This is a genomic window from Thermanaerothrix solaris (assembly GCF_032334255.1).
Lineage (GTDB): Bacteria > Chloroflexota > Anaerolineae > Anaerolineales > Anaerolineaceae > Thermanaerothrix > Thermanaerothrix solaris.
On sequence record NZ_JAUHMF010000002.1, the window covers coordinates 268,242 to 293,606 of the forward strand.

Sequence of the window (25,365 nt, forward strand, 5' to 3'; positions counted from 1 at the left end):
CCAAATTTCCCCTGTCTCACAAAAGGAGGGCGTTGGTTTATGACCGCTGAAAGCACCTTTAAGTTGACCTATGCCACAATGTTCAACCCCCCTGAAGAACTGCATACCCGCTTCGAAGACGCACTGGCGCGCGTCAAGGCCAAATTGGGGCAAGAACACGGCATGATCATTGACGGTAAGGAGGTCTTCGCTGCTAAGAAGTTCGAAGACCGCAACCCCGCCAATACCGATATGGTGTTAGGCATCTTTCAACAGGGCACCGCAGAAGATGCCCAGGCTGCCCTGGCTGCTGCCCGCCGCGCCTTTCCGGCCTGGAGCCGCATGCCGTGGCAGGATCGCGTTGCCCTGATCCGCAAAGCCGCCGACCTGATTGACCAGCGCATCTACGAGATTGCGGCGGTGGTCTCGTTGGAAGTGGGTAAGAACCGCATGGAAGCGCTGGGCGATGTGGCCGAGACGGCGGATCTCTTCCGCTACGCCTGCGACCGCATGGAGGCCAACAACGGCTTTGTCGTTGAGATGGGGCGCGATCCGTTGGTGGGATTTGAGGCGCGCAACGTTTCGGTCTTGCGCCCCTACGGGGTGTGGCTGGTGATCAGCCCCTTCAACTTCCCCTGCGCGCTCACCGGTGGTCCGGCGGCAGCGGCTCTGGTGACCGGCAACACGGTGGTGATGAAGCCGGCCAGTGATACGCCCTGGAGCGTGCGCCTGATCGCCGAATGCCTGCGCGATGCCGGCCTGCCGGATGGGGTGATCAACTACGTCACTGGCCCGGGCAGCACCCTCGGACAGGCGCTGATTGACAGCCCCGAGGTGGACGGTATTACCTTCACCGGTTCCTATGATGTGGGCATGCACATCTACCGCTCGTTCGCCCAGGGGCGTTGGCCACGCCCGACCATCCTGGAGATGGGCGGCAAGAACCCGGCCATCGTCAGCCGCCACGCCAACCTGGAAGACGCTGCTGCGGGAATCGTGCGCTCAGCCTTTGGGCTGCAGGGGCAGAAGTGTTCCGCCTGCTCCCGCATCTACATTGAAGCCCCGGTGTACGATCAACTGGTTAACCGCCTGGTGGAATTGACCAACAAACTCAGCATCGGCGATCCGACCGAGCGCAAGAACTTCCTCGGCCCGGTGATCAACCGCAAATCCTACGCCGATTACCAGGCGTTCTGTGAGGAATTGAGCCAGGCTGGCACCATCCTGACCGGCGGCAAGGTGCTCACCGAGGGCGAGTATGCCAAGGGTTACTTCTGCGCGCCGACGCTGGTGGCCGACTTGCCGCTCAATCATCGCCTGTGGAAGTATGAGATGTTCTTGCCGATCAGCACCATTGCCAAGGTCGAATCGCTGGAAGAGGCGATGCGCCTGGCCAACGACGTGGATTACGGCCTGACCGCTGGCTTCTACGGCAGCGAGGAGGAGGCGCAGTGGTTCTTTGAGCATATTGAGGCCGGCGTGGTGTACGCCAACCGTCCCCAGGGTGCTACCACGGGCGCCTGGCCCGGTTTCCAGCCCTTCGGTGGGTGGAAGGGTTCCGGCTCCACCGGCAAGAACGCCGGCGGTGTGCACTACCTGCAACTCTACATGCACGAGCAATCACGTACCCTGATCCGTCGGCTCTGAGATGATGCGGGGGCTGTCCGCAGCAGGGCAGCCCCCCGTTTTGCCCGCCACTGGTGAAAAGTCGCCCTTTTTTCGGCGGTTATTACGGATAGAATTAGGGAGGGAATGGAATCTGCTCATGCCACGCGATAAACTGTGTTCGCTTTCTGAAGCCATTGCCGAATTCGTCCACGACGGCGATTGCGTTTATGCGGCCGGCTTTACCCATCTCATTCCCTTTGCCGCTGCCCATGAGATCATCCGCCAGGGACGGCGTAACCTGGTGCTGGCTCGGGCCACCCCCGATTTGATCTATGAGCAGATGGTCGCTGCCGGATGCGCCCGCAAATTGATCTTTTCCTACATGGGCAATCCCGGGGTGGGCTCGCTGCGCATCGTGCGCGCCGAGATTGAAGCCGGCAACCTGGAATGGGAGGAATACTCGCACTTTGGGATGATTTCCCGCCTGCACGCCGGTGCTGCCGGGCTGCCTTTCATGCCGATGAATCCCACCGCGGCAGGCGACTTGGAGCGCGTCAACCCCAACTATCGCCGCCTGCAAGACCCTTACACCGGGCGTGAGGTGGTGGTCGTGCCGCCGCTCAACCCGGATGTGGCCATCGTCCATGTCCAGCGCGCCGACCGCCATGGCAATGCGCACATCTGGGGTATCCTGGGGGAACAAAAGGAAGCCGCGTTTGCCGCCCGCCACGTCATCCTCACCGCGGAGGAAATTGTGGATGAAGCGGTTATCCGCTCCGATCCTAATCGCACCTTGATCCCGGAGTTTGTGGTGGATGCGGTGTGCCACGTCCCCTATTGTGCCCATCCCTCGTACACCCAGGGCTACTACGACCGCGATAATGCCTTCTACCTGGCTTGGGATCAACTCAGTGAGTCGCGCGCGGCGGTGCAAGCCTGGCTGGACGAATGGGTCTTTGGCGTTAAGGATCGCCAGGAATACTGGCAGAAATTGGGTGAGGAAACGCACCGCCGCCTGGCAGTGAAACCGCGCTGGTCTACCCCGATCAACTACGGAGATTACTGAGATGAGCCCCTACACCGCTGCTGAACTGATGACCATCAACGCCGCGCGCCTCTTGCGCGACCATGATGTCGTTTTCGTCGGGGTGGGGCTGCCCAACTTAGCCTGCAACCTGGCTCAACGCACCCATGCGCCCAATCTGGTGATGATTTATGAGGCCGGGGTGATCGGGGCACGACCCTCGCGCCTGCCCCTTTCCATCGGTGATCCCACCCTGGTCAGCGGCGCGGCGTTGGTGTGCAGCATGTACGAGATTTTCAGCCTTTACCTGCAACGCGGCCTGATTGATGTGGGCTTCCTGGGCGGGGCGCAGATTGACCGTTTTGGGAATATCAACGCCACCGTCATCGGGGATTACTTTCACCCCAAGGTGCGCTTGCCCGGTTCAGGCGGCTCGATGGAGATTGCGGCTTGGGCGAATCGGTGCTATATCATTACCCCGCACCAGAAGCGTCGCTTCCCGGAACGGGTGGATTTTTGCACCTCGGCGGGCTTTTTGAGCGGGCGCACAGAACGCCTCGCCCGTGGGGTGCGCGGGGGCGGGCCGCAAGCCGTGGTGACCGATTTGGGCATCCTGGAGCCGGATGAAAACGGCGAATTGATGCTCACCGCGCTGCACCCCGGCGCTACGGTTGAGCAGGTGCAGGCCAATACCGGTTGGCCGCTCAAGGTGGCTGCCAATCTGCGCCAGACCGAGCCGCCAACTGCGGAGGAACTACGCATCTTGCGCGAGGAACTGGATCCGCAGGGGATTTACATACGCTGATTCCGGCGGACAGAGCGGAGGAAACCATGGCCACCCAGCCCGTTAACGTGTTGATCACAGTTGCCTTTCCGGAGCCTCTGGTGACCATTTTGCGCGAGGTTTCCCCCCGGTTGCGGTTGACGGTGCATCCGGCGCGTCGTCCGGAGGACATTCCACCCGATTTGTGGGCACAGACCGAAGTGCTGTATACCGATTCGGTGCTTCCTGCGCCGGAGCAGGCCCCTAACCTGCGCTGGGTACAGGTTCATTACGCAGGCATGGATCATCTGCTCAATGCCCCGTTGGTGCAAAAGCCCGAGGTGCAATTCACCACCCTCAGCGGCGCCGCAGCCTCACAGGTGGCCGAGCACGCCGTGATGATGATGCTGGCCTTGGGGCATCATCTGCCCGAGGTGTTTGACCTGCAACGCCGCGCCGAGTGGCCCGGCGACCGCTGGGAGCGCCTGGCTCCCTTGGAATTGCGCGACAGCACGGTGGGGATTGTGGGATACGGCAGCGTGGGACGGGAGATCGCTCGCTTGCTCCATCCCTTTGGCGTGACCGTCCTGGCTACCAAGCGTGATGTGATGCACCCCGAGGATGAGGGTTACACCCGCCCCGGGCTGGGGGACCCTGGTGGCGATCTCTTCACCCGCTTGTATCCCATTCAGGCTTTGACCTCGATGCTGCGCGGGTGCGACTTTGTCGTCATCTGCCTGCCGTTGACGCCGGCAACGCGGGGCATCATCAATACCGAAGCCCTGGCGGCAATGAAGCGCACGGCCTACCTGGTAGATGTCAGCCGCGGTGGGGTGGTGGATACTGCAGCGTTGTTGGAGGCGTTGCAGGAACGGCGCATCGCCGGTGCCGCCCTGGATGTCTTTCCGGAAGAACCCCTGCCCGCCGATAGCCCCTTTTGGAAACTGCCCAATGTGATCATTACCCCCCACATTGCCGGTGTGAGTCGCTATTACCTGCAGCGGGCGGTGGAATTGTTTGCCGAAAACCTGCACCGTTACCTCGGTGGCGGTATTTTACTCAATCGTTACCAGGGACAACGGGGGTATTGAGGTTGTGGTGTGAGTGCGGGTGTGCGACGCATCGCGGTGGTCTTTTTTGACCTGGGTAATACGCTCATGTTCTATAGCGGCGATTTGAATGACGCCTTGAGCGCCGGTGCTCGGGCAATGGGGGATGTCCTGCGCGCCCGCGGGTACACGCTTGAGCCCCCTGCCATGTTCGAGCGAACGTTCCTGGAACGGCTGCATCAGTATTATGGCTGGCGCGACCAGGTGCTGATCGAGATCCCCACTGCCCGACTTTTGGACGAGGTGCTCCGAGGATGGGGAATTGAGGCGGCGCCGGCGCACCTGAGCGAGGCGCTGGCGGCATTCTATGCCCCTTCGGAGGCGTGTTGGCAGCCGGATGAGGAGGCCGTGCCCACGCTGGCGCACTTGCGGCGGGTTGGTTATCGCCTGGGGGTAATTTCCAATGCCGGGGATGCTGCGGATGTGCATTATCTGGTGGAAAAAGCCGGGCTGCAGCCCTATTTGGACGAGGTTATCGTATCGGCTGAGGTGGGGCGGCGCAAGCCACACCCGGACATTTTCACCCATGCCCTGCGTTGCTTTGGGGTTGAGGCGGCGCAGGCGGTGATGGTGGGTGATCTGCTGTGGGCGGACGTGTGGGGGGCGCAGCAGGTGGGTATGCGCGGGGTCTGGCTCACCCGCCACTTGGCGCCGGATGTCGTGCAGGTCACCCCGGTGTTGGTCCAGCCCGACGCCCGTCTTGAGCGCCTGAGCGCACTGCCGGCGCTGCTGGCGCAGTGGGACGAGGATCCGCCAGCCTAAAGCCCGCGCACCACGTCCGCGATGACCTCCAGCGCCTGGGTGACCAGCGCCAGATCGGCCTGGCTGCCCATGTGCCCTAAGCGGAAGACCTTACCCGCCAGCGGCCCGTAGGAACCGCCCACCACCAGTCCGCGCTGGCGGAAGCGCGCATCCAGTTCCGGCCAGGAAATACCCTCTGGCACAACCACGGCCGTCACGGTCGGTGCCGGTATAGCCTCCGGTCGCGGCAGCAGGCGCAGGCCCAGGTCTTGCAGGCGCTGGCGGCAGTAGGCCGCCACGTGTTCGTGACGGGCAAAGACGTTTGCCAGCCCCTCTTGGAGCAGCATATCCGTAGCGATTTTAAGCGTAGCCACCCCATGCCAGTTGGGGGTATAAGGGAACTCAAAGCGCGCTTGGGCGTGGCGGAAAGGCTTCAGGGCATCGTAGCCGGCGTAATCCACCTGGTCAATGATCTCCCAAGCCGTTTCGCTGACAGCCACAAAGGCCATCATCGGTGGGGCGGAGAGCACTTTCTGCGAACCGCCCAACGCCAGGTCAATCCCCCAGGCATCCACCTCCACGGGGGTCCCACCGATGCTGGAAACGGCATCTACGTAAAAGAGGGGTACGCCGTATTTGGCTTTGAGGCGTCCTACTTCAGCCAGCGGGTTGAGCGTGCCCGAGGGCGTCTCGCAGTGCACGGCGGTGATCATCTTGGGTTTGAATTCGATGATCGCGGCCTCGATTTCATCCCAGTTATTCAGCGTGGCGTCATAGGGCAGACCGATGATCTTAACCTCAGCCCCGATGGCCTGCGCCATCTCGGCGATGCCATAACCGAAGACGCCGGTCGCCAAGGCCAGCACCCGGTCACCCGGGCGCAGGGTGCTTTTGAGCGCCCCCCACAGCGCCAGCATCCCCTCCCCGGTTTGGATCACGATGCGGTTGCGGGTGGCGCACACCTGCTGCAGGTTGGCTTCGGTCTGGTTATAGAGATCGAGGAACTCGCGCTCCAGATCGCCGGAACCGTAATCTTTTTGCAGTGCGGCGAGCACCTGGGGCGGCACGCGTACCGGCCCCGGCACCATAGGAATGGGATACGTCTCCATCACTGCCTCCAGAGTTGCTCATTGTAGTCACGGGGTACGTGTTACCATAAGACCGGGTTGGTCTAAATGGGCTTCAAGGCGCAGACGCTTGAGCGCCAATGCGCAATAGGCCGGGTCAATCTCGATGCCAATGCCTTGGCGCGGTAACCGATGGTTGGTGGTTTCCAGTAATTTTACCAACGAAACTCCCGCTTTCGGCGCTCTGTTTTGCCTCGTTTTCATATCCTCTTAATCCGCTTGCGTCATAATTAGGGCTGTGAAGACCCGCTTACGCCGTTTTACCCAAAGCCCGACCTCGCGCCGTCACACATATCCTCGCTTTTGGGAAAAAGCCATCCCGGTCTTTCTTGTTCTGATCGGCGTGGCGATTCTGATTCTGCTGGGAGTCATCCTGGCCGTGGTGCTGGGGTGGTTGTAAATCAAATTTTTACTGGAGGCTGGTATGAACGTCTTCACTACCGTGTTACCGTTTCTTTCCAGTGCGGTCAGCCTGATCTTTGCCCTGTTGGTCTTGCGTCGCTTTGGGCGCAAACGCGGCGCGCATCATTTATTGTGGGGGATTGGCATGCTTTTTTATGCCATCGGCGGCTTCTGTGAGGGCTACTACGGCGCCCTGGGTTGGAACCCGTTGATCTTCCGTCTGTGGTATCTCTTCGGCGCGATGCTGGTGGCAGCCTGGCTGGGGCAGGGGACGGCCTATCTGTTGATCCGCCGCCGTGGTGTTGCGCACGCCTTGATGGCGCTTCTCCTGCTGGGTTCGATTTACGGCGCGGTGCGCGTCTTTGGCGCCGAACTCGACCCGGCGCTCATGTCGGGCGGGCTGCACACCGCGAGCGAATTGAGTGGGCGCGCCATCGTCACCCCCGGCGTACGCACACTCACGCCTTTCTTTAATCTTTATGGGACGGTGCTCCTGGTGGGGGGAGCAGCCTATTCGGCCTGGCTCTTTTGGCGCAAGCGCGTGCTGCTCCATCGCACCATCGGCAATGTGCTGATCGCCATCGGCGCCCTGCTGCCTGCTTTTGGTGGCACCTTCAGCCGCCTGGGCATCCCCGGTGCGCTTTACATCAGCGAATTCCTGGGCGCAGTGTTGCTCTTCGCCGGCTTCTTGCGGGCGACAACACCGCTTCCTCAGCCCGCCGAAGCGGCCTCGGCCCCTCAGACGGCGGCGTCTTGAACGCCACCTTGACGAATCCGCGTCCACTGGCTAGGATTTAGGCGCTTGCGACCATTCATCTATCTCAACCTTGGGAGAGATAACATATGCCGTCATTGAAATCCCTGCTTGGCCCGATGCGCGTTCCCTTTCTACTGCTCACCCCGGCCTGTGTGGCGCTGGGCGTGGCAACGGCTTACTGGCAAACCGGCCACCTGAGCGGTGGGCAGGTATTGCTGGTGCTGATCGCAGCGCTGGCTGCGCACATTGCCGTTAATGCCCTGAACGAGTATGTGGATTACAAAACCGGGCTCGACCTGCGCACCCAGCGCACGCCGTTCAGCGGAGGCAGCGGCACCCTCCCGCAGCAGCCCAATCTCGCCCCGGCTGCGCTCCGGATTGGCCTGATCAGCCTGGCCGTGCTCAGCTTGATTGGGGTCTATTTTGTCGCCTTACGTGGGTGGCAGTTGGCGCTGATCGGTGTGCTGGGCGTGCTGGTCATTGTGACCTACACCCCGCTCATCACCCGCGTGCCGGCGCTATGCCTGATCGCGCCGGGGCTGGGCTTCGGTCCGTTGATGGTCATCGGCACGCACCTGGCGCTGGGGGGCAGCCTCTCGGCAGCGGTGGTGGTGGCTTCACTGGTGCCGTTCTTCCTGGTCAATAACCTGCTTCTGCTTAATCAGTTCCCGGATGTGGAAGCGGATCGCAGTGTGGGGCGTCATCACTACCCCATTGCCCTGGGACGCCGGCGCAGTGCCGTGATCTATGCCTTGTTCCTCGGCTTAGCTTACCTCGCTGTGGTGGCCGGGGTAGTGGGTGGGGTGTTGCCCGCGACCAGCTTGCTGGGGCTACTGGCGGCGGTGTTACTCCCGCCCGTGATCCGGGGTGTCCTGCGTTATGCCGACGATCTGCCCCATCTGATGCCCTATTTGGGGTTAAACGTCCTCCTCAACCTGGTGACGCCGGTGCTGGTGGCATTGGGGTTCTTCCTGGCGGTGTGAGGAAGACCGTAATTGAGATCAAAACGCCCCTGGGCAATCCCCAGGGGCGTTTTTTGACGAAGGCATTACAAGAAGGACTCAGGAGGTATGGCCTGCCGCCGGCGCCGTCTCGCTCTTCGTGGCAAAGACCCGCCCGGGGCGCCAGGGCGTGCCTAACAGGGGTAGTAGCCAGCGATCCAATCCCCACCAGCCGGCTGTCTTCCAGGCCAGGATCAAGAAGATCGAGAGGGTGAACAAGACCGGGTTGATGCTGGCGGTGCCGGCCATCATGAAATTCCAGTTCATGAACGCACCGAAGAAAGCGGCAATGCCCACGAAGGCGCCCAAGATGAGGGCAACGCCCACCAGCAATTCGCCGGCGATGATCAATTTAGCGAACCAGACGTAATGCCCCCCATCCAGCAGGCTTTGAATGAAAGCCCGGTACCACTCAAAGGCAATTGGAGGGCGGGCGGGGGGTGGTGGAACGGCCACGGCATTTTGCCAAAATCCTTTCAACGCCAGGCCGGTTTGGGTCCAGGCCGGGTTGCCCAGTTTACCCAGCCCGGAAGTCAGCCAGGTATAGCCGACGTACACGCGCACAATTAGCCACAGCCAAGCCCAGGAAGGGCTACCGAATAGATGCTGGATGAAGGGTGGGTCGGTGATTTCAATCACACGGCCTTTTTCGGACATTTAACACCTCCTTTTACAAGATTATTCTTCATAATAACACCAAATTTGTAAAGTTACATTAAAACCCCTGTTATAGAGGTCCCGGCAGGGCTTCCCGGATAAAGCCGTTTTTTAGACTAAAAACAGGAAGGGCTTTACAAAGGCGACTGCGGGAACGTAATTTTTACTTAACGAAATGGTTAAGATAAAAACAAACGTCCTTATGTATAATCTTAACAAACCTAAAACGTTTTACTTCTTCGCGACGAATCGAAAAGGAGTCTGACCATTTCCCCACCCAAGTCTTTTTCCTTCATTCGGCTAATAACAGCCATCGTTCTAGGCATTTTTCTCTTTTCAATTCTGGTTTCCGCAAGTCAGGCGGCGATGAGGTTGCAAGTTGGCGGAACGTCGCTTTATCTGCCGTTGATCGCTAACGGTACACCTTCGGAATGGACGCAGTTTGCCCATGATCCCCAGCGCACCAGTTTCACCGAGCAGATGGTGGCAACCCCGTGGCGGTTGAAGTGGATCTGGAACGGGTCAGACGCTTTGGGCAAGGTCCCTAGTGGCAAGTTTGGCTTACCGCGCAACAGCCAGGCGATTACGGGCGGCGGGCGGGTCTACATTTCAGCCGGTTCACGGGGCGTCTTTGCGCTCAATAACACTAGCGGGGCAGTGGTATGGAATCAAGTTGCGATTGGCACGGTCAACTCCACCCCAGCCTATGACATGCGTAGCGATGCGCTATTGGTGGTCTCCAGTAACGGGCGACTGTATCGTTTGAGTGCCGCTAACGGTCAAGTCTTGAACCAGTTCAACAGTGGTAGTAGCAGCCAGCTCCCCCTTCCACCGGCCTTGTGGGAGGATACAGTTTACTTCAGCATGGGTCAGCAGGTTTATGCGCTTGACCGCACGAGTTTGGCCGTACGTTGGCAGTACAACGCTGGCTCACCGGTCGAAACCCCGCCAGCCTATTCCCCCTCCGCCCAGACGGTTGTGGTTGTTAGCCGTGATTTGTACGTCCACGCCATCAACGCCAACAACGGCAGCCGCCGCTGGCGGGTTAAACCCACCCCTTTACAACCCGGTGACCCCAATGGTGATACCAATTATGCCGAGGCCAAAAACGGCTGGCCCGTGATTGCCGAACAGCACGGGCTGGTGCTGATCCGCTACCGGCTGGATTGGCAGTCCCTTTGGAATTTCAACCCCAACGTTTTAACCACCAACAGCCAAATTCGCCAGTTCTTCTTAAGTAATCGTGCCGATCAGCCCCTATTTGCCCTGCGTTTAAGCGATGGATCTGAGGCTTTTATCCCCAACGTGGGCAACGGTGGTTTCGGCGATGGCGGTTATCTACCGATGGGGCCGCTGCCGGCAATTGCTCGTGTGGATGGGAAAGAGATTGCCTATATCGTGGTGCGAGGAGGCCCATGCCCGCAAAATCCATGCGATTCGCGCTGGGATTCACACCTCGGCGAGTTGCTGTTGGATGATCAGACTGTCAGCGGTTTTCAGGCTGGCGATGTTCGCTTCATGGAAAACACTTTCTTCCCAACCGACGAGCAAGCCTTTATCAGTGTGGCGGGTAACATGATCTTGGCCGGACACTGGGAGGCCGGAATTGCCCACCAGATTGCCGACCGCTCGCCTTCCCGCGGAGCGACCACGACCAACCCCATTCTCGTGAATGATCTGCCCCACATTGCTACCTCACAAGATCAAGATGTTTGCAACAGTGGGTTTCTGGCCAGCCACTACTGCTCGGTGGGATTGTCCAACACACGCACCTGGCCGGGCGGTTTCTACATCTACTGGAAAGAAGGCCCCGTATATGATCAGTATTGGAGCGAGTATGCCACCTGGGTGGTCAGCAATAATACTATCTACTTTGTCAGCACGGATGGAGCGGTAGTAGCGTTGGAGCACGGAGTCCCCTCAACCGCCAGCCTTTTGGGCGATTTTGTCTCGTCCCAATCTGATCTGCCCGTGTCACCACCAACGCTAGATGAGCCAATTTCCTATGAACAGGCGGCGCAGTACGCTGGTCATGTAGTTACAGTCGAGGGACAACTGGTACGGGTGTTCAATAATGGCAAGGCCGTGTACCTGTCCTTCGTTGAACCCCATCAGCGTCAGTTTGTGGTGCGAATAATGAAAGATAACTGGGACGCATTCGGTCAACCACCGGATACTCTTTACCGCGCCGGTCAGCGAGTGCAGATACGTGGCCTGGTCGCATGGTATCAAGGTGGCCCGGTCATCAATGTTAGCGAACCAGAGCAGATCACCGTGATCGGTGACCAATAACGCTGGGGTAATCTGATGTTTCGGTTTGGGTCTCAGTTTACCTTGCCGCAATGGCTAAAAGGAATAATCGTGGTGACACTATTCGCCGCGCTGATTTTGCAGGCTTCATGGGTTACGGCACAAAATCCACAACCGCAAAATCAACCGGTGTACTTGCCGTTAATTCTGCGCGATTTTTGCGCAGAAGAAACGCTGCCACGCATCAATGTCCCTGAGTTTCCGGCTAACAGCAATATTCCTGAAGAATACTTCGGACAGACCGCGATTGCCTGGTTTGGGCAAGTAACGCCCTCTAAAAACTATGCCGATATCCGTGTGGGCTACAACTCCAATCTCTTATATGTATATCTGGCAGTCTTTGATCGTTCGCTCTGGTATGATATGAGCCCATCTGCCGAGCGTTTAACCGAATGGGATGCGGTGACCTTGCTACTAGATACGAGTGGCGGAACGTTCCTTTCAACGTCTTCCTGGCGTTTCGTTGCCCAACTCAGTAGCGATCCAAGCCCTGCCTATCGTGCGGTCTATCGGGGTAGCACCAGCGGTTGGCAAAAAATTACCACCTCGTTTCAAGCCGTACCTGGTTGGCGAGGGAATGCGCTTAATGATGATACAGACTCCGATCGTGGTTGGGCGATGGGCTTTAGCATTCCGTTTAGCAGCTTGGGGCTGGCTTCGGCTCCCACGTCTGGTCAAACCTGGCGAATGGCCGTTATTGTCCACGACCGCGACTCCCGTATCGGTCCGCCCGTCGGCGATCAATCCTGGCCACCGATTGCTGCCACGCATAACCCGGCTTGCTGGGGTTTCTTGACTTTTGGCCTGCCGTCCTATACATCTAACCGACCAGTAGTTGGGAGTGTGACGATCCGTCGCCCTACCCAAAACAGCCCGCTGGTGCCGGATGCGGATGTGGGCGCAGCCATCGAAAACCAGTGCCCTGGCGATGAGTATCATATCTGGAATGAATGGGGCAATCGCAATTACGGAAAAGCCCCAGATTTCAATGTACAGAATCAATCTGATGTGGCCGATTGGCCGTGTTTTGCTAAGTATTACATCACTTTTCCACTATCCGATGTGCCGCGCCATAAAATCATCGTTTCCGCAACGCTGACGTTGCATCAGTTCGGCAACTCGGGCGGGCCGGGGCAAGCTCGCTCATCCTGGATTCAGGTGCTCACCACCCGGCAGGACTGGGGAGAAAACAATATCACCTGGAACAACGCACCGCTCGCGGATGAAAATATCGGTGGCAACTGGGTGGAACCGCTTACGACGCATCCGGGTTGGCCCGGTGTGGCTCGTCATTGGGATGTCAGTTATGCTGTGGCCAAAGCCTATGCGCGCGGGGAACCGTTGCGGTTAATCCTCTATTCGGCAGATTCGAATTACCACAGCGGCAAGTATTTTGTCTCATCCGATACGGGCGATTGGAATGCAGAGGGACGCCCCCGCCTGGAAGTCCGATGGGGTGAGCCCTGAAACCGACCCGCTAAATGAGACTTTCCCTTTACATGATCCCAGGCACCTCGGGGTGGCGGTACTGCCCAACCTGACTCAAGCCGGTGGGATGGCGAAACTATACCCAAACCGGTTCTGCGGATCATACTTGGCTTTGAGCCTCTGCAGGCGCGCATAGGCTTCCGCCGAGAAGCCCTGGGGGGTGCGTTCGCGCGCTTCTTCACCTTCCAGGAAGTTCAAATAAACGCCTTGATGAAGATGCGGGGTCAGCGCTTGCTTGAGGGAAGCCATATGGTGACCGACCCGCGCACGAAGTTCTGGGGTTGGTACGACCCCGACCATCTGCAGGCTGTAGGGTGCTTCGCGATGGCTGAAGGCCGTTGTGCTCGGATCCACTGCCGAAATGGCGCCTCCCGCATGGCGGATCTCACTGAACATAAGCAACGGTGGTGCCTGGTTGGGGAGGACGTATTGGATCAGGGCCTCGACGACCTCGTCGTGTAACGCGCGGAGCCAAGCGCCGCTGGTATGGGCTGGGAGGGGGTCAACGGGGTCGTTGCTGATCGCGGCCGCATGCGCAAAGGGCATGAGTTTAAAGTCATCCACCTGGGGAGTTCGCCATTCGCGCCAGGGCCGGAGCAGGGCTTCACCCTGTTCTGCCGGGCCGCAGTAACACCCGCGCAGGATCACAAACGACTGCCCCCGAAAGATCTCGGGCACCTCTGGGATGGGCGGAAAATTCATCAGGACAAAGGCGGCGGTCAGTTCGTGGGGAACGCCGGAAATCCATTGACGAAATAGAGTAAAGGCTTCTCTGGCATTCTCCACCGGGTAGTAAAGGTTTCCGGCATAGACATGTCGCACCGGATACAGGCGCATTTCCAATCCGGTGACAACACCGAAGTTACCGCCACCACCGCGCAAGCCCCAAAATAAATCCGCGTTTTCGGTGGCACTGGCTTTGATGTGCTCACCGCTGGCCGTGACCACCTCGAAATAATTTACACTATCAGTCGCCAAGCCGTACTTGCGCGCCAACCAGCCAAAGCCACCGCCCAAGGTGTAGCCCACCACACCGACGTCGGGCGAGGAACCCAGTAAAGGCGCCAGGCCTTCGGCCTGAGCAGCGCTAAGCACGGTCCCCCATTTGGTGCCTGCGCCGATCCACGCGGTTTGTGCGGCTGCATCCAGGTGTACCCCCGCCAGGGGCGAGGTGTCGAGCAACAATGCGTTATCGGCATTACGGATAACCCCGTGCCCGGTGCCTGTCACCGCAACCGGCAGGCTCTGCGCTTCGGCAAAGCGGATCGTCTCGGCGACGTCGCGCGTGGTTTGGGGTCTAACGATCAACGCGGGATATTGATCTACCGCTAAGTTCCAGGCGCGGCGTGCCTCGTCGTAGCGCTCATGGCCTGGGGTGATGACCTGGCAACCCGGGGTAAGGCCTGCTTGCAATTGGCCCACCGCGGTGGAAGAAAAACGAGAAACGACCATGGTTTACTCCTGTTTTCGAAAATTTTGCGCCAGTGGGCCTGAGGGGGCAGCCGGGTAAAAAAATAAAACGACCGTGGAGCCGGTCCGCTACAGGCGATATCGGGAATATTATTCATAATATCACCTTATTTGTGTGATTACATTAAAATTACCCCTTTTACCCCAAACCGGGGTGCGTTGTTCCTAATTAAACCGCGGTTGGCGCGGGTTCACCTCTCTGGCGAGATGGGTGGCAGGGTCAGGTGACCAATCCCTTCATAAAACAAGCGGTAAAACATCTCCGCCATGCTTTGGGGCGGATAGGGCATGCCGTGCTCCAACCACCAGGTCAATAATCCCAGCAATGCCCCGGCGAAGTAATTGGCGAGCACTTCCGCCGGAACGGGGGGCGCCTGTTGTGGGCGGTGAGCGTCCAGATAGGTGATGACCGCCTGGCAGATCATGGCGTGGATGCGCTGGGAGATGGCGGCGGTGCCTTCCCCGCGCAGGATCACGCGGTACAGGGTTGCATTTTCTGCGGCATGATCAAACACCAGGGCAATGGCGCGTTGTAACCAGGCCGCAGCGGCCTCAGAACCAGCCTCCAGATGAGGGGGGGCGAACGCACTCACCTGGGCCATCAAGTCATCCACGGTCTGCCGGATGCTATCCAACAGCAGTGCTTCTTTATCCCGGTAGTGGAGGTAAAAAGTGGCTCGTCCCAGGTTCGCCCGCGCGGTGATGTCCTCCACGCGCACGGCATCATAGCCACGCTCCAGGATCAACGCAATCAGGGCATCGCGCAACTGCTGACGTGTGCGCTGCGCCCGCCGGTCGGGGCGCCGTTCACTCGCTTCCGGCGGCAGGTCGGAGGGAGGGTGATTGACAGGCTGAGGTTTCGGCATATAATATAGACATTGTGTCTATAATTCTACACATTGTCTATTTTATCATAGAATGACATCGTCTTTCGTGGGTTGATTATTGGGGTATCATGGCTACGCCGTCCGTCCATCCCTTTGCTTCAGCGGTAGAAGTCGTCGCGCAGCCCATCATTACCCTGCGCGGGGTTAAAAAGGCTTACCATACGCCGGCGGGGGATTTCTGGGCCTTGCATGGCATTGATCTGGACATTTACCCCGGCGAGTTTGTCGGCATCATCGGCAAATCCGGCGCAGGCAAGACCACGCTCCTCAACATGATCAGCGGCATTGATGCGCTCACCGCCGGTGAGGTCGTGGTCAACGGTGTGCGCGTCCACGACCTGGATGAGGATCGCCTGGCGTTGTGGCGTGGGCGTACGCTGGGCGTGATCACCCAGAACTTCCTGCTGATGCCCACACTGACCCTTTTGGAAAACGTTCTGCTTCCGATGGATTTCTGTGGCCTGTGGCAGGGACGCAAGTCGGTGGAGCGGGCGCGAGATTTACTGCGCCAGGTGGAATTGGAAGACCATATTCACAAATTGCCGGCGGCCATCTCCGGCGGACAGCAGCAACGGGTGGCCATTGCGCGGGCCCTGGCGAACGATCCCCCCATCCTGCTGGCGGATGAACCTACCGGGCGACTGGACTCGGGCACGGCCGAAGGGATTTTGCGCATCTTTGAGCGCCTGGCGGCTGCCGGCAAAACCATTGTGATGGTCACGCATGACCTGAGCCTGGAACGACGCTTCTCGCGCGTGGTGTGGATCGCGGATGGACGGCTGGTGTCCGACCGTCAGGCGGCGTTGGGGTAGGGAGGTGGTGGTATGAGCCTGGCTGCCCCTGCACGTGCTCTCATCCAACCCGGTGCCGAAGAGGCTCTTATCTTACTCAAGGGTGTTTGGAAGGTGTTTAAGATGCCCTCGGGCACCTTTGAGGCGCTGAAAAACATCAACCTGAGTATTCGGGCCGGCGAGTTTGTCAGCGTTACCGGCAAATCCGGGAGTGGTAAATCCACCCTGGTTAACATGATCACCGGCATAGACCGCCCCACGCGGGGGGAGGTGCGCGTCAACGGCACACTGCTCAACACCCTGAGTGAAGGGGCGCTCTCGGTGTGGCGGGGGCACAATTTGGGCATTGTGTTCCAGTTCTTCCAATTGCTGCCGATGCTCTCGGTGCTGGAAAATGTGATGCTTCCGATGGATTTCTGCAACCGTTACGACCCCGCCGAACGTGAAAGCCGCGCCATGGACTTGCTGAAAATGGTGGGGCTGGAAAAGGTGGCCCACAAACTGCCGGCTGCCCTTTCAGGGGGGCAACAGCAATGTGCGGCTATTGCGCGCGCTCTGGCAAATGATCCCCCCATTCTCGTGGCGGATGAACCCACCGGCAACCTCGACTCGCGCACGGCTGCCCACGTGATGGCGATTTTCACCGATTTAGTGGCGCACGGCAAAACCCTGGTCATGGTCACCCACGACCTCAGCCTGGCGCAGCAAGCGCACCGCGTCCTGGTCATTTCAGATGGTGAATTGATCCATCCGGCCATTGTGGCAACCTGGCCGCACCTGAGCCACGCTGCCATGCGCCACCTCAACCGCCACCTGCATGATCTGCGCCTGCCGCCGGGGGCAGAGTTGCCCCCAAGCCGTGGGGTGCTGGTGTTGGAGGGTAGTTTGCAGCCGGGCACCACCCGTCCGCGACCGCGGTTGCATCTAGAGCCGCTTGCCGCTGGGGCATGGCACCTGTTTGAGCGCCCGGAGGAGGCCGGGCATTTCCGGGCCGGGCCAGAGGGCGCTTGGGTGCTTCGCTGGGATGAAAGTGCCTGGGAACGGTTGCGCCAGGATGCCCCGGACGTTGTGACCACGTTGCAATCCCATCGGGGAGGGCAGGCATGATGCGACCACGTTGGCGTAAAGTCATCAGCGATCTGGTCGGTAATTTAGGGCGCTCCATCCTGGTGGTGCTTTCGATCGCCGTGGGCTTGTTCGCGATCGGCATCCTGATCACCAATCACCGCGTCATCGCCGAGGATATGGTCACCGGTTACCGTGCCGTCCATCCGGCCAATATCATGCTGGTGACCACACCGTTCGGGGATGACCTGGTGGATCGGGTCAAAGGGGTCAAGGGGGTGACCGATGCGCTGGGGGTGTATCGGGTCAGCCTGCGGGTGCAAACCCGCACAGGGGATTGGATCCCGATGGATTTCAACGCCATCCCCGATATGGAAACGCAACCCATCAACCGCGTGCACCCCATAGCCGGTACCTGGCCACCGGACGATAAAGAGGTGGTCGTTGAGCAATCCAAGTTGAGTGAGATCGGGGCGGGGCTGGGGGATGAGATCACGGTGGAGTTACCCTCGGGTAAGACCCGCCGCATGCGCATTGTGGGTATCGTCAAGGATTTGACGCTGGGTGCCGCGGCTGGAGGCGGCGGGTTCTTCTTGGCCGCACCCCAGGGCTATATCACCCCGGCCACCTTGCCCTGGCTGGAACAGAGCGAGACCTGGAACACCCTCTACGTGACGGTCGAAGGGGGTGAGAACGAGGCGACGATTCGCCAGGTGTCTCAAAAGGTGCGCCGTGAGGTGGAAGGTGAGGGCGTGGTGATCCTCAGTTCGGCGGTACGCACGTCGGATAATCATCCCAACCGTATCTACGTGGATGCGGTGGTGGGCGTGCTGTTTGTGCTGGGGGCGCTGGTGGTCTTTTTGAGCGGTTTTCTGATCACCAATACCCTCAACGCCCTGCTGGCACAGCAAATGGTGCAAATCGGGGTGATGAAGTTGATCGGCGCGCGGCGCTGGCAGGTGGCGGGAATTTACCAGGTGCTGATCCTGGTGTATGGGGTGCTGGCGTTGCTCCTGGCATTACCGCTCTCGGCGCGCTTCTCTTATGTCCTGTTGGATTATCTGGCCGACCGCATTAACCTGGAACTGCAGGGCTTCCGGGTGGTGCCGCTGGCGATCATCGTCCAGGTGCTGCTGGCGTTGGCTGTGCCTCAAGGGGCGGCGTTGGGCCCGATCCTGCACGGGGTGCGCGTACGCATCCATGAGGTGATCAGCGGTATTCGTCCCAGCGAAGCGGTGCAGAGCCCGCACTGGATCGAGCGCCTGCAAAGGCGCTTCCGTCGCCTGCCCCGCCCCCTGCTGATTTCTCTGCGCAATACGTTCCGCCGCACCCAACGCCTGATCCTGACCCTGATCACGCTGACGCTGGGCGGGGCTATATTTATCGCCACCTTCAACACCCAGGCAGCCATCGAACGCTATATCCAGCAACTATCACGCTACTTCTTGGCCGATGTAAACTTGACCTTTGAGACACCTCAGCGCATCCAGCGGGTGCAAAACGAAATCGCCCAAATACCCGGCGTAGGACACGTTGAGGGCTGGGCTTACACCCGCGCCGATTTGCTGGGCACTGGGGATGAGGTGTTGGATACGGTGCAGTTGATCGGCGTCCCGATTGAAACCACCCTGGTCACTCCCATCCTGCGCGAGGGGCGCTGGCTGCAAGCGGGTGACCGCAACGTGCTGGTGGTCAACGAGCGCTTTCGCGCCACCCTGCCCAACCTGCACGTTGGGGATACGCTGCGCCTGCGGATTAACGGTAGCGAGCGCGAGTGGGTGGTGGTCGGCTTTCTCCAATTGGCCGGCCAGAACCTGGGGCACATGGCCTACGTGCCCTATCCTGAACTGAGCCGGCAATTGGGGCAGAGCGGGCGGGGGTTACTCTTCCGCGTTGCTGCGGATCGGCCCAACCTATCCTTAACCGAACAGGAAGACTTGGCGCGGCGGGTGGATGCCTTCCTGAAAGCACGCGGTTATCACGTTAGCGAGGCGCGCGCCGGGCTCTCGGTGTTGGAAAAGACCGCTAAAGGATTGGATGTGCTGACCAACTTCCTGCTCATCCTTTCCGGCCTGGCGGCGGCTGTGGGAAGCATCGGTTTGGCGGGGACGATGAGCCTGAATGTGATGGAACGCACGCGCGAAATCGGCATCATGCGCGCCATTGGGGCATCGGATGGCACGATTCGTCTGTTGGTGATCGTGGAGGGCGTGCTGATCGGGCTGATGTCGTGGGTACTGGCTTCACTGGCAGCCTTTCCCATCAGCCGTCTGCTCTCCAACGTTATCAGCCAGGCGATTTTCAACGCCCCGGCCCTCTTTGCCTACACCCCCACCGGCTTCCTGGCCTGGTTAGGGGTGGCACTGGTGCTCTCTGTGATTGCCAGCCTGCTGCCGGCGCGCACCGCCGTGCGTTTGACCATTCGGGAGGTTTTGGCCTATGAATAACGCCACTGTGGAGGGATTAGAGATGAACGCAAAACGTGTGTGGGGACTTTTCGCCCTGTTCCTCATCCTGGTGAGCATGCTGGGTGGATGTAATGTTTTGAGCCAACCAACCCCCACCCCTGTACCAACCGTCTCAGCCTCGAGCAGCCGTCCTGATGGGATCATTGCCGAGGGACGTGTGGTGCCGCGCGACTCGGCCTGGCTGATCTTCCGGGTCAGCGGGCGGGTGGATGAGGTGCTGGTTGAAGAAGGCCAGCGGGTTGAAGCCGGCCAGGTTTTGGTCCGCCTGGGGGATCGGGAGCAGGCTGAAGCGGCGCTGGCCGCGGCAGAACTGGCCCGCTTGCAGGCGCAGCAGCGTCTGGATGACCTCAAACGTACTGCCGATCTCGCGGGCGCCCAAGCCCGTCAGGCTGTGGCCCAGGCCGAGCAAGCGTTGCTGGATGCTCAGCAGGCGCTGGATGACTTGGATACCGATACCTACCAGGACCAACTTGACCGTGCCTGGGAAGATGTGACCAAAGCCCAGGATGAGGTCAAGGATGCCCAGGAAGAGGTGGATAAGTACAAGAACCTCGATCCGGATAACCCCACCCGCAAGCGCGCCGAAGATCGCCTGGAAAGCGCCCAGGATCGCCTGGAGAAGGCCCAACGTGAGTACGACCGCTTGAACAACCGCCTGGAGCAGGCGCGGGCGGCGGTGGCTGAGGCCGAGGCGGCCTTAGCCGAAGCGCGGCATACCTACGAGCAGCGCCAGTCCGGCCCTGACCCGGACGACCTGGCGCTGGCCGAAGCGCAGTTGCGCCAGGCCGAGGCACAGGTAGCTGCCGCCCAGGCCAGCCTGGATAGTTTGGAACTCAAAGCTCCCTTCGCCGGCACGGTGGTGGAGGTGCGGGTGGCGGCGGGCGAATCGGTGATGCCCAACCAACCCGTTGTCCTGCTGGCTGACCTCGCTACCCTTTACGTGGAGACCACCGATCTGAGTGAGACGGACGTGGTCAACATCAAGGTGGGGCAGGAAGCCGAGGTGGTGGCGGATGCGTTGCCTGAAGTGACCCTGAAAGGGACGGTGGAACGCATCAGCGACCAGTTCAGCACCAAAGGCGGGGATATCATCTATACCGTGCGCATCCGCCTGAGTGACCCCGACCCGCGCCTGCGGTGGGGGATGACGGTGGAGGTGCGGTTTAAGCCGTAGAGGTTGAGCGTACGGATTTTCCGGGTTGAGTTTAAACCGGGGTGGCCGGTTTTTCGGGCCACCCCGGTGAAGTGGAATGGGGGTTGGTCGGCGTCAGGGCGCCGTAACCACCGGCATGATGCCAGGCATGCTTCCTAACCCTGCTGGCATGAGGTGGCGCAGGTGCATGCCCGCCAACTACAGCCAGTTCCTACGGGCACAAACGCCCTTGCGCCCATTGCGGGCGATGACCGTGCTGGCCCCGGATGGCGCCGAATGCAACGCCGTGGGCTGGTTGTCGTTCAATCGAATGCTGATGTTGCTCCGGGGGTTTGGCCGTTACCCCCAAAGTGGGATTCACCGCCACCCAGATAGAGGATATAGCGCACTTGGAGTACCCTTAATTTCCGCCGTTAAAATAAAATCGGCACCCCCGATGGGGAGCACCGCTTATAGGTTGGGATTAAATGCCGGAAGGCTAGTGGGCTTCGCTCAGCACCGGGCGAAACTTATAGCCGTAGATGATGACCCCGCGCGCCTCATCTTCGGCGCGAATCTTGCGCGTGACCATCTCCACCGGCATGCCGATTTCCACCGGGCGATCGCCCAGGTCGGTCAACTGGGCAGTCACCACCGGGCCTTCTTCCAGTTTCACCAGCGCCACCGTGTAGGGTGCGGCGTGTTCAAAACCGGCCGGCGCTTCGGTCAACGTGGTGAACGAATAGACCGTGCCGCGCCCGCTGAAGGTAAATTGGGTTTTGGCCTCGTTGCCGCAATACGGGCAAACATCGCGGGGCGGGAAGATCTTTTCATTGCAGTGGGGGCACACCTCGCCCACCAGAGCGTATCGCTGTTGTTTCAAGCGCCAATGTCGCGGAATTTCCATACCTGTATCTCCTTTCTATCGTTCACAATCAGCCTAACTTTAAGGGCATCCATCTATCAAATCCTATCAACTTCACCGGTGGTGACTCTCAAAACCTCGCATCACCCGGTGTAGCGTTCCAAAACGTGAGTGAAGGCGCTCGCGGCCGGGCCGGCCAGGTTCTGCACCAGCGCCCGCCGCGCCCGCGGGACTTGGTTTGCCCCCGCCTCCCCCCGTAGTTGAAGCGCTGCCTCGACGACCTGGTAAACGCCGGTCGCGCCCAAGGGGTTGCCGCGCGCCTTGGAGCCGCCCAGGGTCAGGATGGGCAGCCGTCCGCGCAGGCTCAGGTTGTCGTTTTCAGCGAGCCGCCAGCCCTGGCCGCGCTCGGCGAAGCCAGCCGCTTCCAGGCTAAGGACGGCGTAAATCGAGTAGGCGTCGTCCAGTTCGAAGAGATCCACTTCGCCCGGCGCAATGCCGGCCATCTCGCAGGCACGACGCAGGGAGTGATAAGCGGCCTCAAACGCCAGCGGATCGGGGCGGTCGTGCAGGGCGAGGGTATCAATAGCCCCCATTGAGCCGCGCACGGCCACCAACGGGTGGGGCAGGTCACGCGCCCGCTCCGGGGTGGTCAGGAGCACCGCCGCGGCGCCATCGGCGTAGGGCGCCACGTCGAAGAGGCGCAAGGGGTCGGCCACAATCTCGGCCCCTTCGTACGTCTCGCGCTTCACCGCCCGGCGGTACATGGCATAGGGGTTGGTCACGGCGTTGGCGTGCGCCAGCAGCGGGAACGCAGCAAACGCCTCGCGCGGCGGGCGGTACTCGTAGAGGTAACGCTGCATCACCAGCGCCGCCTGGGCGGTCAGGGTTAACCCCTGCATGACTTCGTAGTCATAGTCCATGGCCTGGGCGACGGCGCTTTCCTGCTCCGGGCCAAGGGCATCAGTGTACTTTTCCACACCGACGACCAGGGCCACGTCCACCAGGCCCGAGGCGACGGCCATAAAACCCAGGTGAAAGGCCGCGCCGCCTGAGGCATCTGCCGCCTCGACCGTCATGGCCTCGATGCCGCTCAACCCGGCGTTATCGGCGATCAGGCAGGCCAGGTTTGCCTGTTGGGACGTATCTATGGCCAGAAAATTGCCCACATAAAGCGCTTCGGGCTGTAGCCCACCGGCATCCTGGCGGGCGGCGCGGATGGCGCGATAGGCTAGGCTGCGCAGCGAGATTTCCCAATGCTCGCCCACCGGGGTCATGCCGATGCCAGCAATGACGACCTCACGCATGTCCACCCTCCTTAATCCGCCAGTTTGCCGCGGAAGCGCACGTAGGTGCCGTAGTCAATTTCGACGCGGCGGGCGATATAGGTCTGGGTCGTCGGAGCCAGGGGCTGGCGCGCGATGATGGCTTCGGTCGTGCGCAGGATGAAGGCATCTGAACCGGCGCCGGAGCCGAAGGACACCACCAGGATGCGGTCGCCGGGTTGGGCCACGTCCAGTGTGGCTGCCAATCCCACCAGCGCAGCGGCGGCATAGGTGTTGCCGATGATGGGCGAGAGCAGACCGGGCTTAATTTGCTCCGGGGTGAAGCCGAGCATGCTGGCCACGCGCTGGGGGAACTTGGTATTGGGCTGGTGGAACACGGCGTAGCGAAAATCCTGCGCCGTCAGGCCGGTAGCTTTGAGCAGGTGCTGGGCGGCCGCGGTGATGTGCTTGAAGTAAGCCGGCTCTCCGGTAAAGCGCTGCCCATGCATCGGGTATTTCTGCTCCGGGCGGCGCCAGAAATCCGGCGTATCGGTGACGTAAGAAAACGAAGCCTCAATCACCGCCAGGGCTTCATCGGCAGGGCCGACGATATACGCCGCAGCGCCCGAGGCAGCGGTGAATTCCAGTTCATCCCCGGGGCGCCCTTGCGCCGTATCGGCGCCGATAGCCAGGGCATAGCGTGCCATACCAGAGCCCACCAGACCCATGCTGGCGACCAGGGCTTCGGTGCCGGCTTTGCAGGCAAATTCCCAGTCGGCGGCCTGGATGTGGGGTATGGCGCCAAGGGCTTCGGCCACGATGGTTGAAGTGGGTTTGACGGCGTAGGGGTGCGATTCCGAGCCCACCCACACCGCCCGCAGGTGGTTGGCCGGGATGCCAGCACGCTTGAGGGCGTTGCGCGCGGCTTCAATGGCCATGGTAGCGACGTCCTCATCCAGCCCGGCCACGGCTTTCTCCTTGATCGGCGTGGCAGCGCGGCCACCCTTCCAGATGCGGGCGACCTCGCTGGCGGGCAGGCGATATTGCGGGATATAGGCCCCATAGCCGATGATCCCCACCGGACGATCTGGCTTGAGGGGAGCATAAGAGGAAGATTCCAGGGCTTCCGTCATGTTTGTTTCTCTCTCCATTCGCGTAAGATTTCCTCGGCGCGATCAATGCGCACGGTGTTTTCACGTACCAGTTGTTCAGCCAGCCGCTCGATCTCTTCGCCGGTAGCGCCGGCGGCAATGGCGACCTGGCGGGCGTGCAGGGCCATGTGTCCGCGTTGGATGCCTTCGGTGGCCAGAGCGCGCAGGGCGGCCAGGTTCTGCGCCAAACCGACCGAGACGATGATCTCGGCCAGTTCGCGTGCGGTCGTCACGCCCATCAGTTTGAGCGCCGCGCGCGCTGCCGGATGGACGCGGGTGGCGCCGCCGACAATGCCCACCGCCAGGGGCATCTCCAAGGTGCCCACCAGGTTGCCCTGTTCGTCCTTGCCCCAGGTGCTCAAACTGGTGTAGCGCCCGTTGCGTGCGGCATAGGCATGGGCGCCGGCTTCCACGGCGCGCCAGTCGTTGCCGGTGGCGATCACCACCGCATCTACCCCGTTTAGGATGCCCTTGTTATGGGTAGCGGCGCGATAGGGGTCGGCAGCGGCGAAAGCCCAGGCGGCGATGATGCCATCGCGCACCTCTTCGGGGCGAAAATCGCCAAAGGCGAGTTCGCGCAGCGGTATGGTGCAGCGGGCGCGGGCGAGGCGGCGGTCGGCCAGGTTAGAGAGGATGCGCAGCAGCACCTTGCCGCCGGTGATCGCCTGCACCCGTCCGGCCAGGCGTTCCACGGCGGTGTTGACGGCATTAGCGCCCATGGCATCCCGCACGTCGTAGATCAGGTGCAATACCAGGAACGGGCCAAGGGGGGAGGATTCGATCAGGCGCACCTCGAGATCGCGCGGGCCACCGCCCAGGCGCTGCAGCACCGGATCCACCGCGGCGGCTGCGGCCAGCAATTCTTCGCGCGCTTCCAACAGGCGCAGGCGGGCGGAAGGGGGATCGGCCAGGTTGAGGATTTGCATCTGCCCGATCATCTCCGGGGCGGTGGCGTGGGCGGTAAACCCACCCCCGGCACGTGCCAGGCGGGCAGCAAAAGACGCCCCCGCGACCACCGAAGGCTCTTCGATGGCCATCGGCACCAGTACCTCGCGCCCGTTGATGACGAAATGGCGCGCAATGCCCAGCGGCAGGGCAAACGTGCCGATCACGTTCTCGATCATGTGATTGGCCTGCTCGGCACTCAACCCGGCCTGCCCGCTGAGGGCGGCGATGTCCTCAGGGGTTAAGTCGGTGTGCTCACGCAGCCATTGCCACCGCTGTTCCAGGCTCAGGTCATAAAATTTTGGGGGTGTCCCGTGAGAAACGTCCATAACGCTAAAGCGGCTCCTGTGTCAGGTCATCTGG

23 protein-coding genes are annotated in these 25,365 nt (G+C 60.6%); 14 read left to right on the forward strand and 9 right to left on the reverse strand.

Annotated features, from left to right (window positions below; translation table 11 throughout):
• The first annotated feature begins 39 nt into the window (after positions 1–39).
• From QYE77_RS09405 to QYE77_RS09425, 5 genes are all read left to right on the forward strand, one after another.
• Positions 40–1,626 (forward strand): aldehyde dehydrogenase family protein, encoded by a 1,587-nt coding sequence (locus tag QYE77_RS09405; protein WP_315625143.1) that lies wholly within the window; start codon positions 40–42, stop codon positions 1,624–1,626.
• Between the two features lie 118 nt (positions 1,627–1,744).
• Positions 1,745–2,653 (forward strand): CoA transferase subunit A, encoded by a 909-nt coding sequence (locus tag QYE77_RS09410; RefSeq protein ID WP_315625144.1) that lies wholly within the window; start codon positions 1,745–1,747, stop codon positions 2,651–2,653.
• A gap of 1 nt (position 2,654) precedes the next feature.
• Entirely contained in the window at positions 2,655–3,416 is a 762-nt protein-coding gene (locus QYE77_RS09415) for a CoA-transferase subunit beta (protein WP_315625145.1), read from the forward strand.
• 26 nt (positions 3,417–3,442) lie between these two features.
• A complete protein-coding gene (locus QYE77_RS09420) occupies positions 3,443–4,465 on the forward strand; it encodes a D-2-hydroxyacid dehydrogenase (RefSeq protein ID WP_315625146.1) in 1,023 nt (340 codons plus the stop codon).
• A gap of 9 nt (positions 4,466–4,474) precedes the next feature.
• Positions 4,475–5,245, forward strand: a complete 771-nt coding sequence (locus QYE77_RS09425; protein WP_315625147.1) for an HAD family hydrolase — start codon at positions 4,475–4,477, stop codon at positions 5,243–5,245.
• On the opposite strand, the gene QYE77_RS09430 is transcribed toward QYE77_RS09425, so the two are convergent.
• Positions 5,242–6,333: a pyridoxal-phosphate-dependent aminotransferase family protein gene (locus QYE77_RS09430; RefSeq protein WP_315625148.1), complete on the reverse strand. Its 1,092-nt coding sequence runs from the start codon at positions 6,331–6,333 to the stop codon at positions 5,242–5,244. The genes QYE77_RS09425 and QYE77_RS09430 overlap by 4 nt on opposite strands.
• Positions 6,334–6,360: 27 nt before the next feature.
• Positions 6,361–6,513 carry a hypothetical protein gene (locus QYE77_RS09435; RefSeq protein WP_315625149.1) on the reverse strand — a complete coding sequence of 51 codons (153 nt, stop codon included), beginning with the start codon at positions 6,511–6,513 and terminating at the stop codon, positions 6,361–6,363.
• A 76-nt stretch (positions 6,514–6,589) separates the two neighbouring features.
• Here QYE77_RS09435 and QYE77_RS09440 point away from each other — a divergent pair, with 76 nt between their 5' ends.
• The 3 genes from QYE77_RS09440 (at position 6,590) to QYE77_RS09450 (ending at position 8,493) form a co-directional block, all read left to right on the forward strand.
• Positions 6,590–6,751: a hypothetical protein gene (locus QYE77_RS09440; RefSeq protein WP_315625150.1), complete on the forward strand. Its 162-nt coding sequence runs from the start codon at positions 6,590–6,592 to the stop codon at positions 6,749–6,751.
• 24 nt (positions 6,752–6,775) lie between these two features.
• Positions 6,776–7,510, forward strand: coding sequence for a hypothetical protein (locus QYE77_RS09445; protein WP_315625151.1), 735 nt, complete (start codon positions 6,776–6,778; stop codon positions 7,508–7,510).
• A gap of 86 nt (positions 7,511–7,596) precedes the next feature.
• Positions 7,597–8,493 carry a prenyltransferase gene (locus QYE77_RS09450; RefSeq protein ID WP_315625152.1) on the forward strand — a complete coding sequence of 299 codons (897 nt, stop codon included), beginning with the start codon at positions 7,597–7,599 and terminating at the stop codon, positions 8,491–8,493.
• A 78-nt stretch (positions 8,494–8,571) separates the two neighbouring features.
• Here QYE77_RS09450 and QYE77_RS09455 read toward each other — a convergent pair whose 3' ends face one another.
• Positions 8,572–9,168, reverse strand: coding sequence for a DoxX family protein (locus QYE77_RS09455; RefSeq protein ID WP_315625153.1), 597 nt, complete (start codon positions 9,166–9,168; stop codon positions 8,572–8,574).
• A 366-nt stretch (positions 9,169–9,534) separates the two neighbouring features.
• On the opposite strand from QYE77_RS09455, the gene QYE77_RS09460 reads away from it, so the two are divergent.
• Both QYE77_RS09460 and QYE77_RS09465 read left to right on the forward strand, forming a co-directional pair.
• On the forward strand, positions 9,535–11,460 hold the full coding sequence (locus QYE77_RS09460; RefSeq protein ID WP_315625154.1) for an outer membrane protein assembly factor BamB family protein: 1,926 nt from the start codon (positions 9,535–9,537) through the stop codon (positions 11,458–11,460).
• 69 nt (positions 11,461–11,529) lie between these two features.
• On the forward strand, positions 11,530–12,945 hold the full coding sequence (locus QYE77_RS09465) for a DNRLRE domain-containing protein (RefSeq protein ID WP_315625156.1): 1,416 nt from the start codon (positions 11,530–11,532) through the stop codon (positions 12,943–12,945).
• Positions 12,946–13,020: 75 nt separating this feature from the next.
• Here the strand turns inward: QYE77_RS09465 and QYE77_RS09470 are convergent, their stop codons facing one another.
• Positions 13,021–14,418 (reverse strand): FAD-binding oxidoreductase, encoded by a 1,398-nt coding sequence (locus tag QYE77_RS09470; RefSeq protein ID WP_315625157.1) that lies wholly within the window; start codon positions 14,416–14,418, stop codon positions 13,021–13,023.
• Positions 14,419–14,627: 209 nt separating this feature from the next.
• Entirely contained in the window at positions 14,628–15,302 is a 675-nt protein-coding gene (locus QYE77_RS09475; protein ID WP_315625158.1) for a TetR/AcrR family transcriptional regulator, read from the reverse strand.
• Positions 15,303–15,391: 89 nt separating this feature from the next.
• Between QYE77_RS09475 and QYE77_RS09480 the strand changes: the two genes are divergently transcribed.
• The 4 genes from QYE77_RS09480 to QYE77_RS09495 are packed head-to-tail and all read left to right on the forward strand — an operon-like array spanning position 15,392 to position 20,821.
• Positions 15,392–16,135 (forward strand): ABC transporter ATP-binding protein, encoded by a 744-nt coding sequence (locus tag QYE77_RS09480; protein WP_315625159.1) that lies wholly within the window; start codon positions 15,392–15,394, stop codon positions 16,133–16,135.
• A 12-nt stretch (positions 16,136–16,147) separates the two neighbouring features.
• Entirely contained in the window at positions 16,148–17,221 is a 1,074-nt protein-coding gene (locus tag QYE77_RS09485) for an ABC transporter ATP-binding protein (protein WP_315625160.1), read from the forward strand.
• On the forward strand, positions 17,218–19,626 hold the full coding sequence (locus QYE77_RS09490; protein WP_315625161.1) for an ABC transporter permease: 2,409 nt from the start codon (positions 17,218–17,220) through the stop codon (positions 19,624–19,626). The genes QYE77_RS09485 and QYE77_RS09490 overlap by 4 nt, the downstream gene beginning before the upstream one ends.
• A gap of 22 nt (positions 19,627–19,648) precedes the next feature.
• Positions 19,649–20,821, forward strand: coding sequence for an HlyD family secretion protein (locus QYE77_RS09495; protein ID WP_315625162.1), 1,173 nt, complete (start codon positions 19,649–19,651; stop codon positions 20,819–20,821).
• A 457-nt stretch (positions 20,822–21,278) separates the two neighbouring features.
• Here QYE77_RS09495 and QYE77_RS09500 read toward each other — a convergent pair whose 3' ends face one another.
• The 4 genes from QYE77_RS09500 to QYE77_RS09515 form a co-directional block, all read right to left on the reverse strand.
• The gene (locus QYE77_RS09500) at positions 21,279–21,686 is read right to left on the reverse strand and encodes a Zn-ribbon domain-containing OB-fold protein (RefSeq protein ID WP_315625163.1); all 408 of its coding nucleotides are present in this window, start codon (positions 21,684–21,686) and stop codon (positions 21,279–21,281) included.
• Positions 21,687–21,787: 101 nt separating this feature from the next.
• Positions 21,788–22,948 (reverse strand): thiolase C-terminal domain-containing protein, encoded by a 1,161-nt coding sequence (locus QYE77_RS09505; RefSeq protein ID WP_315625164.1) that lies wholly within the window; start codon positions 22,946–22,948, stop codon positions 21,788–21,790.
• 11 nt (positions 22,949–22,959) lie between these two features.
• Positions 22,960–24,039, reverse strand: a complete 1,080-nt coding sequence (locus tag QYE77_RS09510; protein ID WP_315625165.1) for a hydroxymethylglutaryl-CoA synthase — start codon at positions 24,037–24,039, stop codon at positions 22,960–22,962.
• On the reverse strand, positions 24,036–25,331 hold the full coding sequence (locus QYE77_RS09515) for a hydroxymethylglutaryl-CoA reductase, degradative (protein WP_315625166.1): 1,296 nt from the start codon (positions 25,329–25,331) through the stop codon (positions 24,036–24,038). The genes QYE77_RS09510 and QYE77_RS09515 overlap by 4 nt, the downstream gene beginning before the upstream one ends.
• Positions 25,332–25,365: the final 34 nt, after the last annotated feature.

What these genes read in the sequence shown, in the direction of transcription:
- QYE77_RS09500 (WP_315625163.1), bottom strand. Translation starts at nt 21,686, where the DNA reads ATGGAAATTCCGCGACATTGGCGCTTGAAACAACAGCGATACGCTCTG.
- QYE77_RS09485 (WP_315625160.1), top strand. Translation starts at nt 16,148, where the DNA reads ATGAGCCTGGCTGCCCCTGCACGTGCTCTCATCCAACCCGGTGCCGAA.
- QYE77_RS09420 (WP_315625146.1), top strand. Translation starts at nt 3,443, where the DNA reads ATGGCCACCCAGCCCGTTAACGTGTTGATCACAGTTGCCTTTCCGGAG.
- QYE77_RS09430 (WP_315625148.1), bottom strand. Translation starts at nt 6,333, where the DNA reads ATGGAGACGTATCCCATTCCTATGGTGCCGGGGCCGGTACGCGTGCCG.
- QYE77_RS09405 (WP_315625143.1), top strand. Translation starts at nt 40, where the DNA reads ATGACCGCTGAAAGCACCTTTAAGTTGACCTATGCCACAATGTTCAAC.
- QYE77_RS09455 (WP_315625153.1), bottom strand. Translation starts at nt 9,168, where the DNA reads ATGTCCGAAAAAGGCCGTGTGATTGAAATCACCGACCCACCCTTCATC.
- QYE77_RS09475 (WP_315625158.1), bottom strand. Translation starts at nt 15,302, where the DNA reads ATGCCGAAACCTCAGCCTGTCAATCACCCTCCCTCCGACCTGCCGCCG.
- QYE77_RS09450 (WP_315625152.1), top strand. Translation starts at nt 7,597, where the DNA reads ATGCCGTCATTGAAATCCCTGCTTGGCCCGATGCGCGTTCCCTTTCTA.
- QYE77_RS09445 (WP_315625151.1), top strand. Translation starts at nt 6,776, where the DNA reads ATGAACGTCTTCACTACCGTGTTACCGTTTCTTTCCAGTGCGGTCAGC.
- QYE77_RS09480 (WP_315625159.1), top strand. Translation starts at nt 15,392, where the DNA reads ATGGCTACGCCGTCCGTCCATCCCTTTGCTTCAGCGGTAGAAGTCGTC.
- QYE77_RS09490 (WP_315625161.1), top strand. Translation starts at nt 17,218, where the DNA reads ATGATGCGACCACGTTGGCGTAAAGTCATCAGCGATCTGGTCGGTAAT.
- QYE77_RS09510 (WP_315625165.1), bottom strand. Translation starts at nt 24,039, where the DNA reads ATGACGGAAGCCCTGGAATCTTCCTCTTATGCTCCCCTCAAGCCAGAT.
- QYE77_RS09515 (WP_315625166.1), bottom strand. Translation starts at nt 25,331, where the DNA reads ATGGACGTTTCTCACGGGACACCCCCAAAATTTTATGACCTGAGCCTG.
- QYE77_RS09410 (WP_315625144.1), top strand. Translation starts at nt 1,745, where the DNA reads ATGCCACGCGATAAACTGTGTTCGCTTTCTGAAGCCATTGCCGAATTC.
- QYE77_RS09460 (WP_315625154.1), top strand. Translation starts at nt 9,535, where the DNA reads ATGAGGTTGCAAGTTGGCGGAACGTCGCTTTATCTGCCGTTGATCGCT.
- QYE77_RS09415 (WP_315625145.1), top strand. Translation starts at nt 2,655, where the DNA reads ATGAGCCCCTACACCGCTGCTGAACTGATGACCATCAACGCCGCGCGC.
- QYE77_RS09495 (WP_315625162.1), top strand. Translation starts at nt 19,649, where the DNA reads ATGAACGCAAAACGTGTGTGGGGACTTTTCGCCCTGTTCCTCATCCTG.
- QYE77_RS09505 (WP_315625164.1), bottom strand. Translation starts at nt 22,948, where the DNA reads ATGCGTGAGGTCGTCATTGCTGGCATCGGCATGACCCCGGTGGGCGAG.
- QYE77_RS09470 (WP_315625157.1), bottom strand. Translation starts at nt 14,418, where the DNA reads ATGGTCGTTTCTCGTTTTTCTTCCACCGCGGTGGGCCAATTGCAAGCA.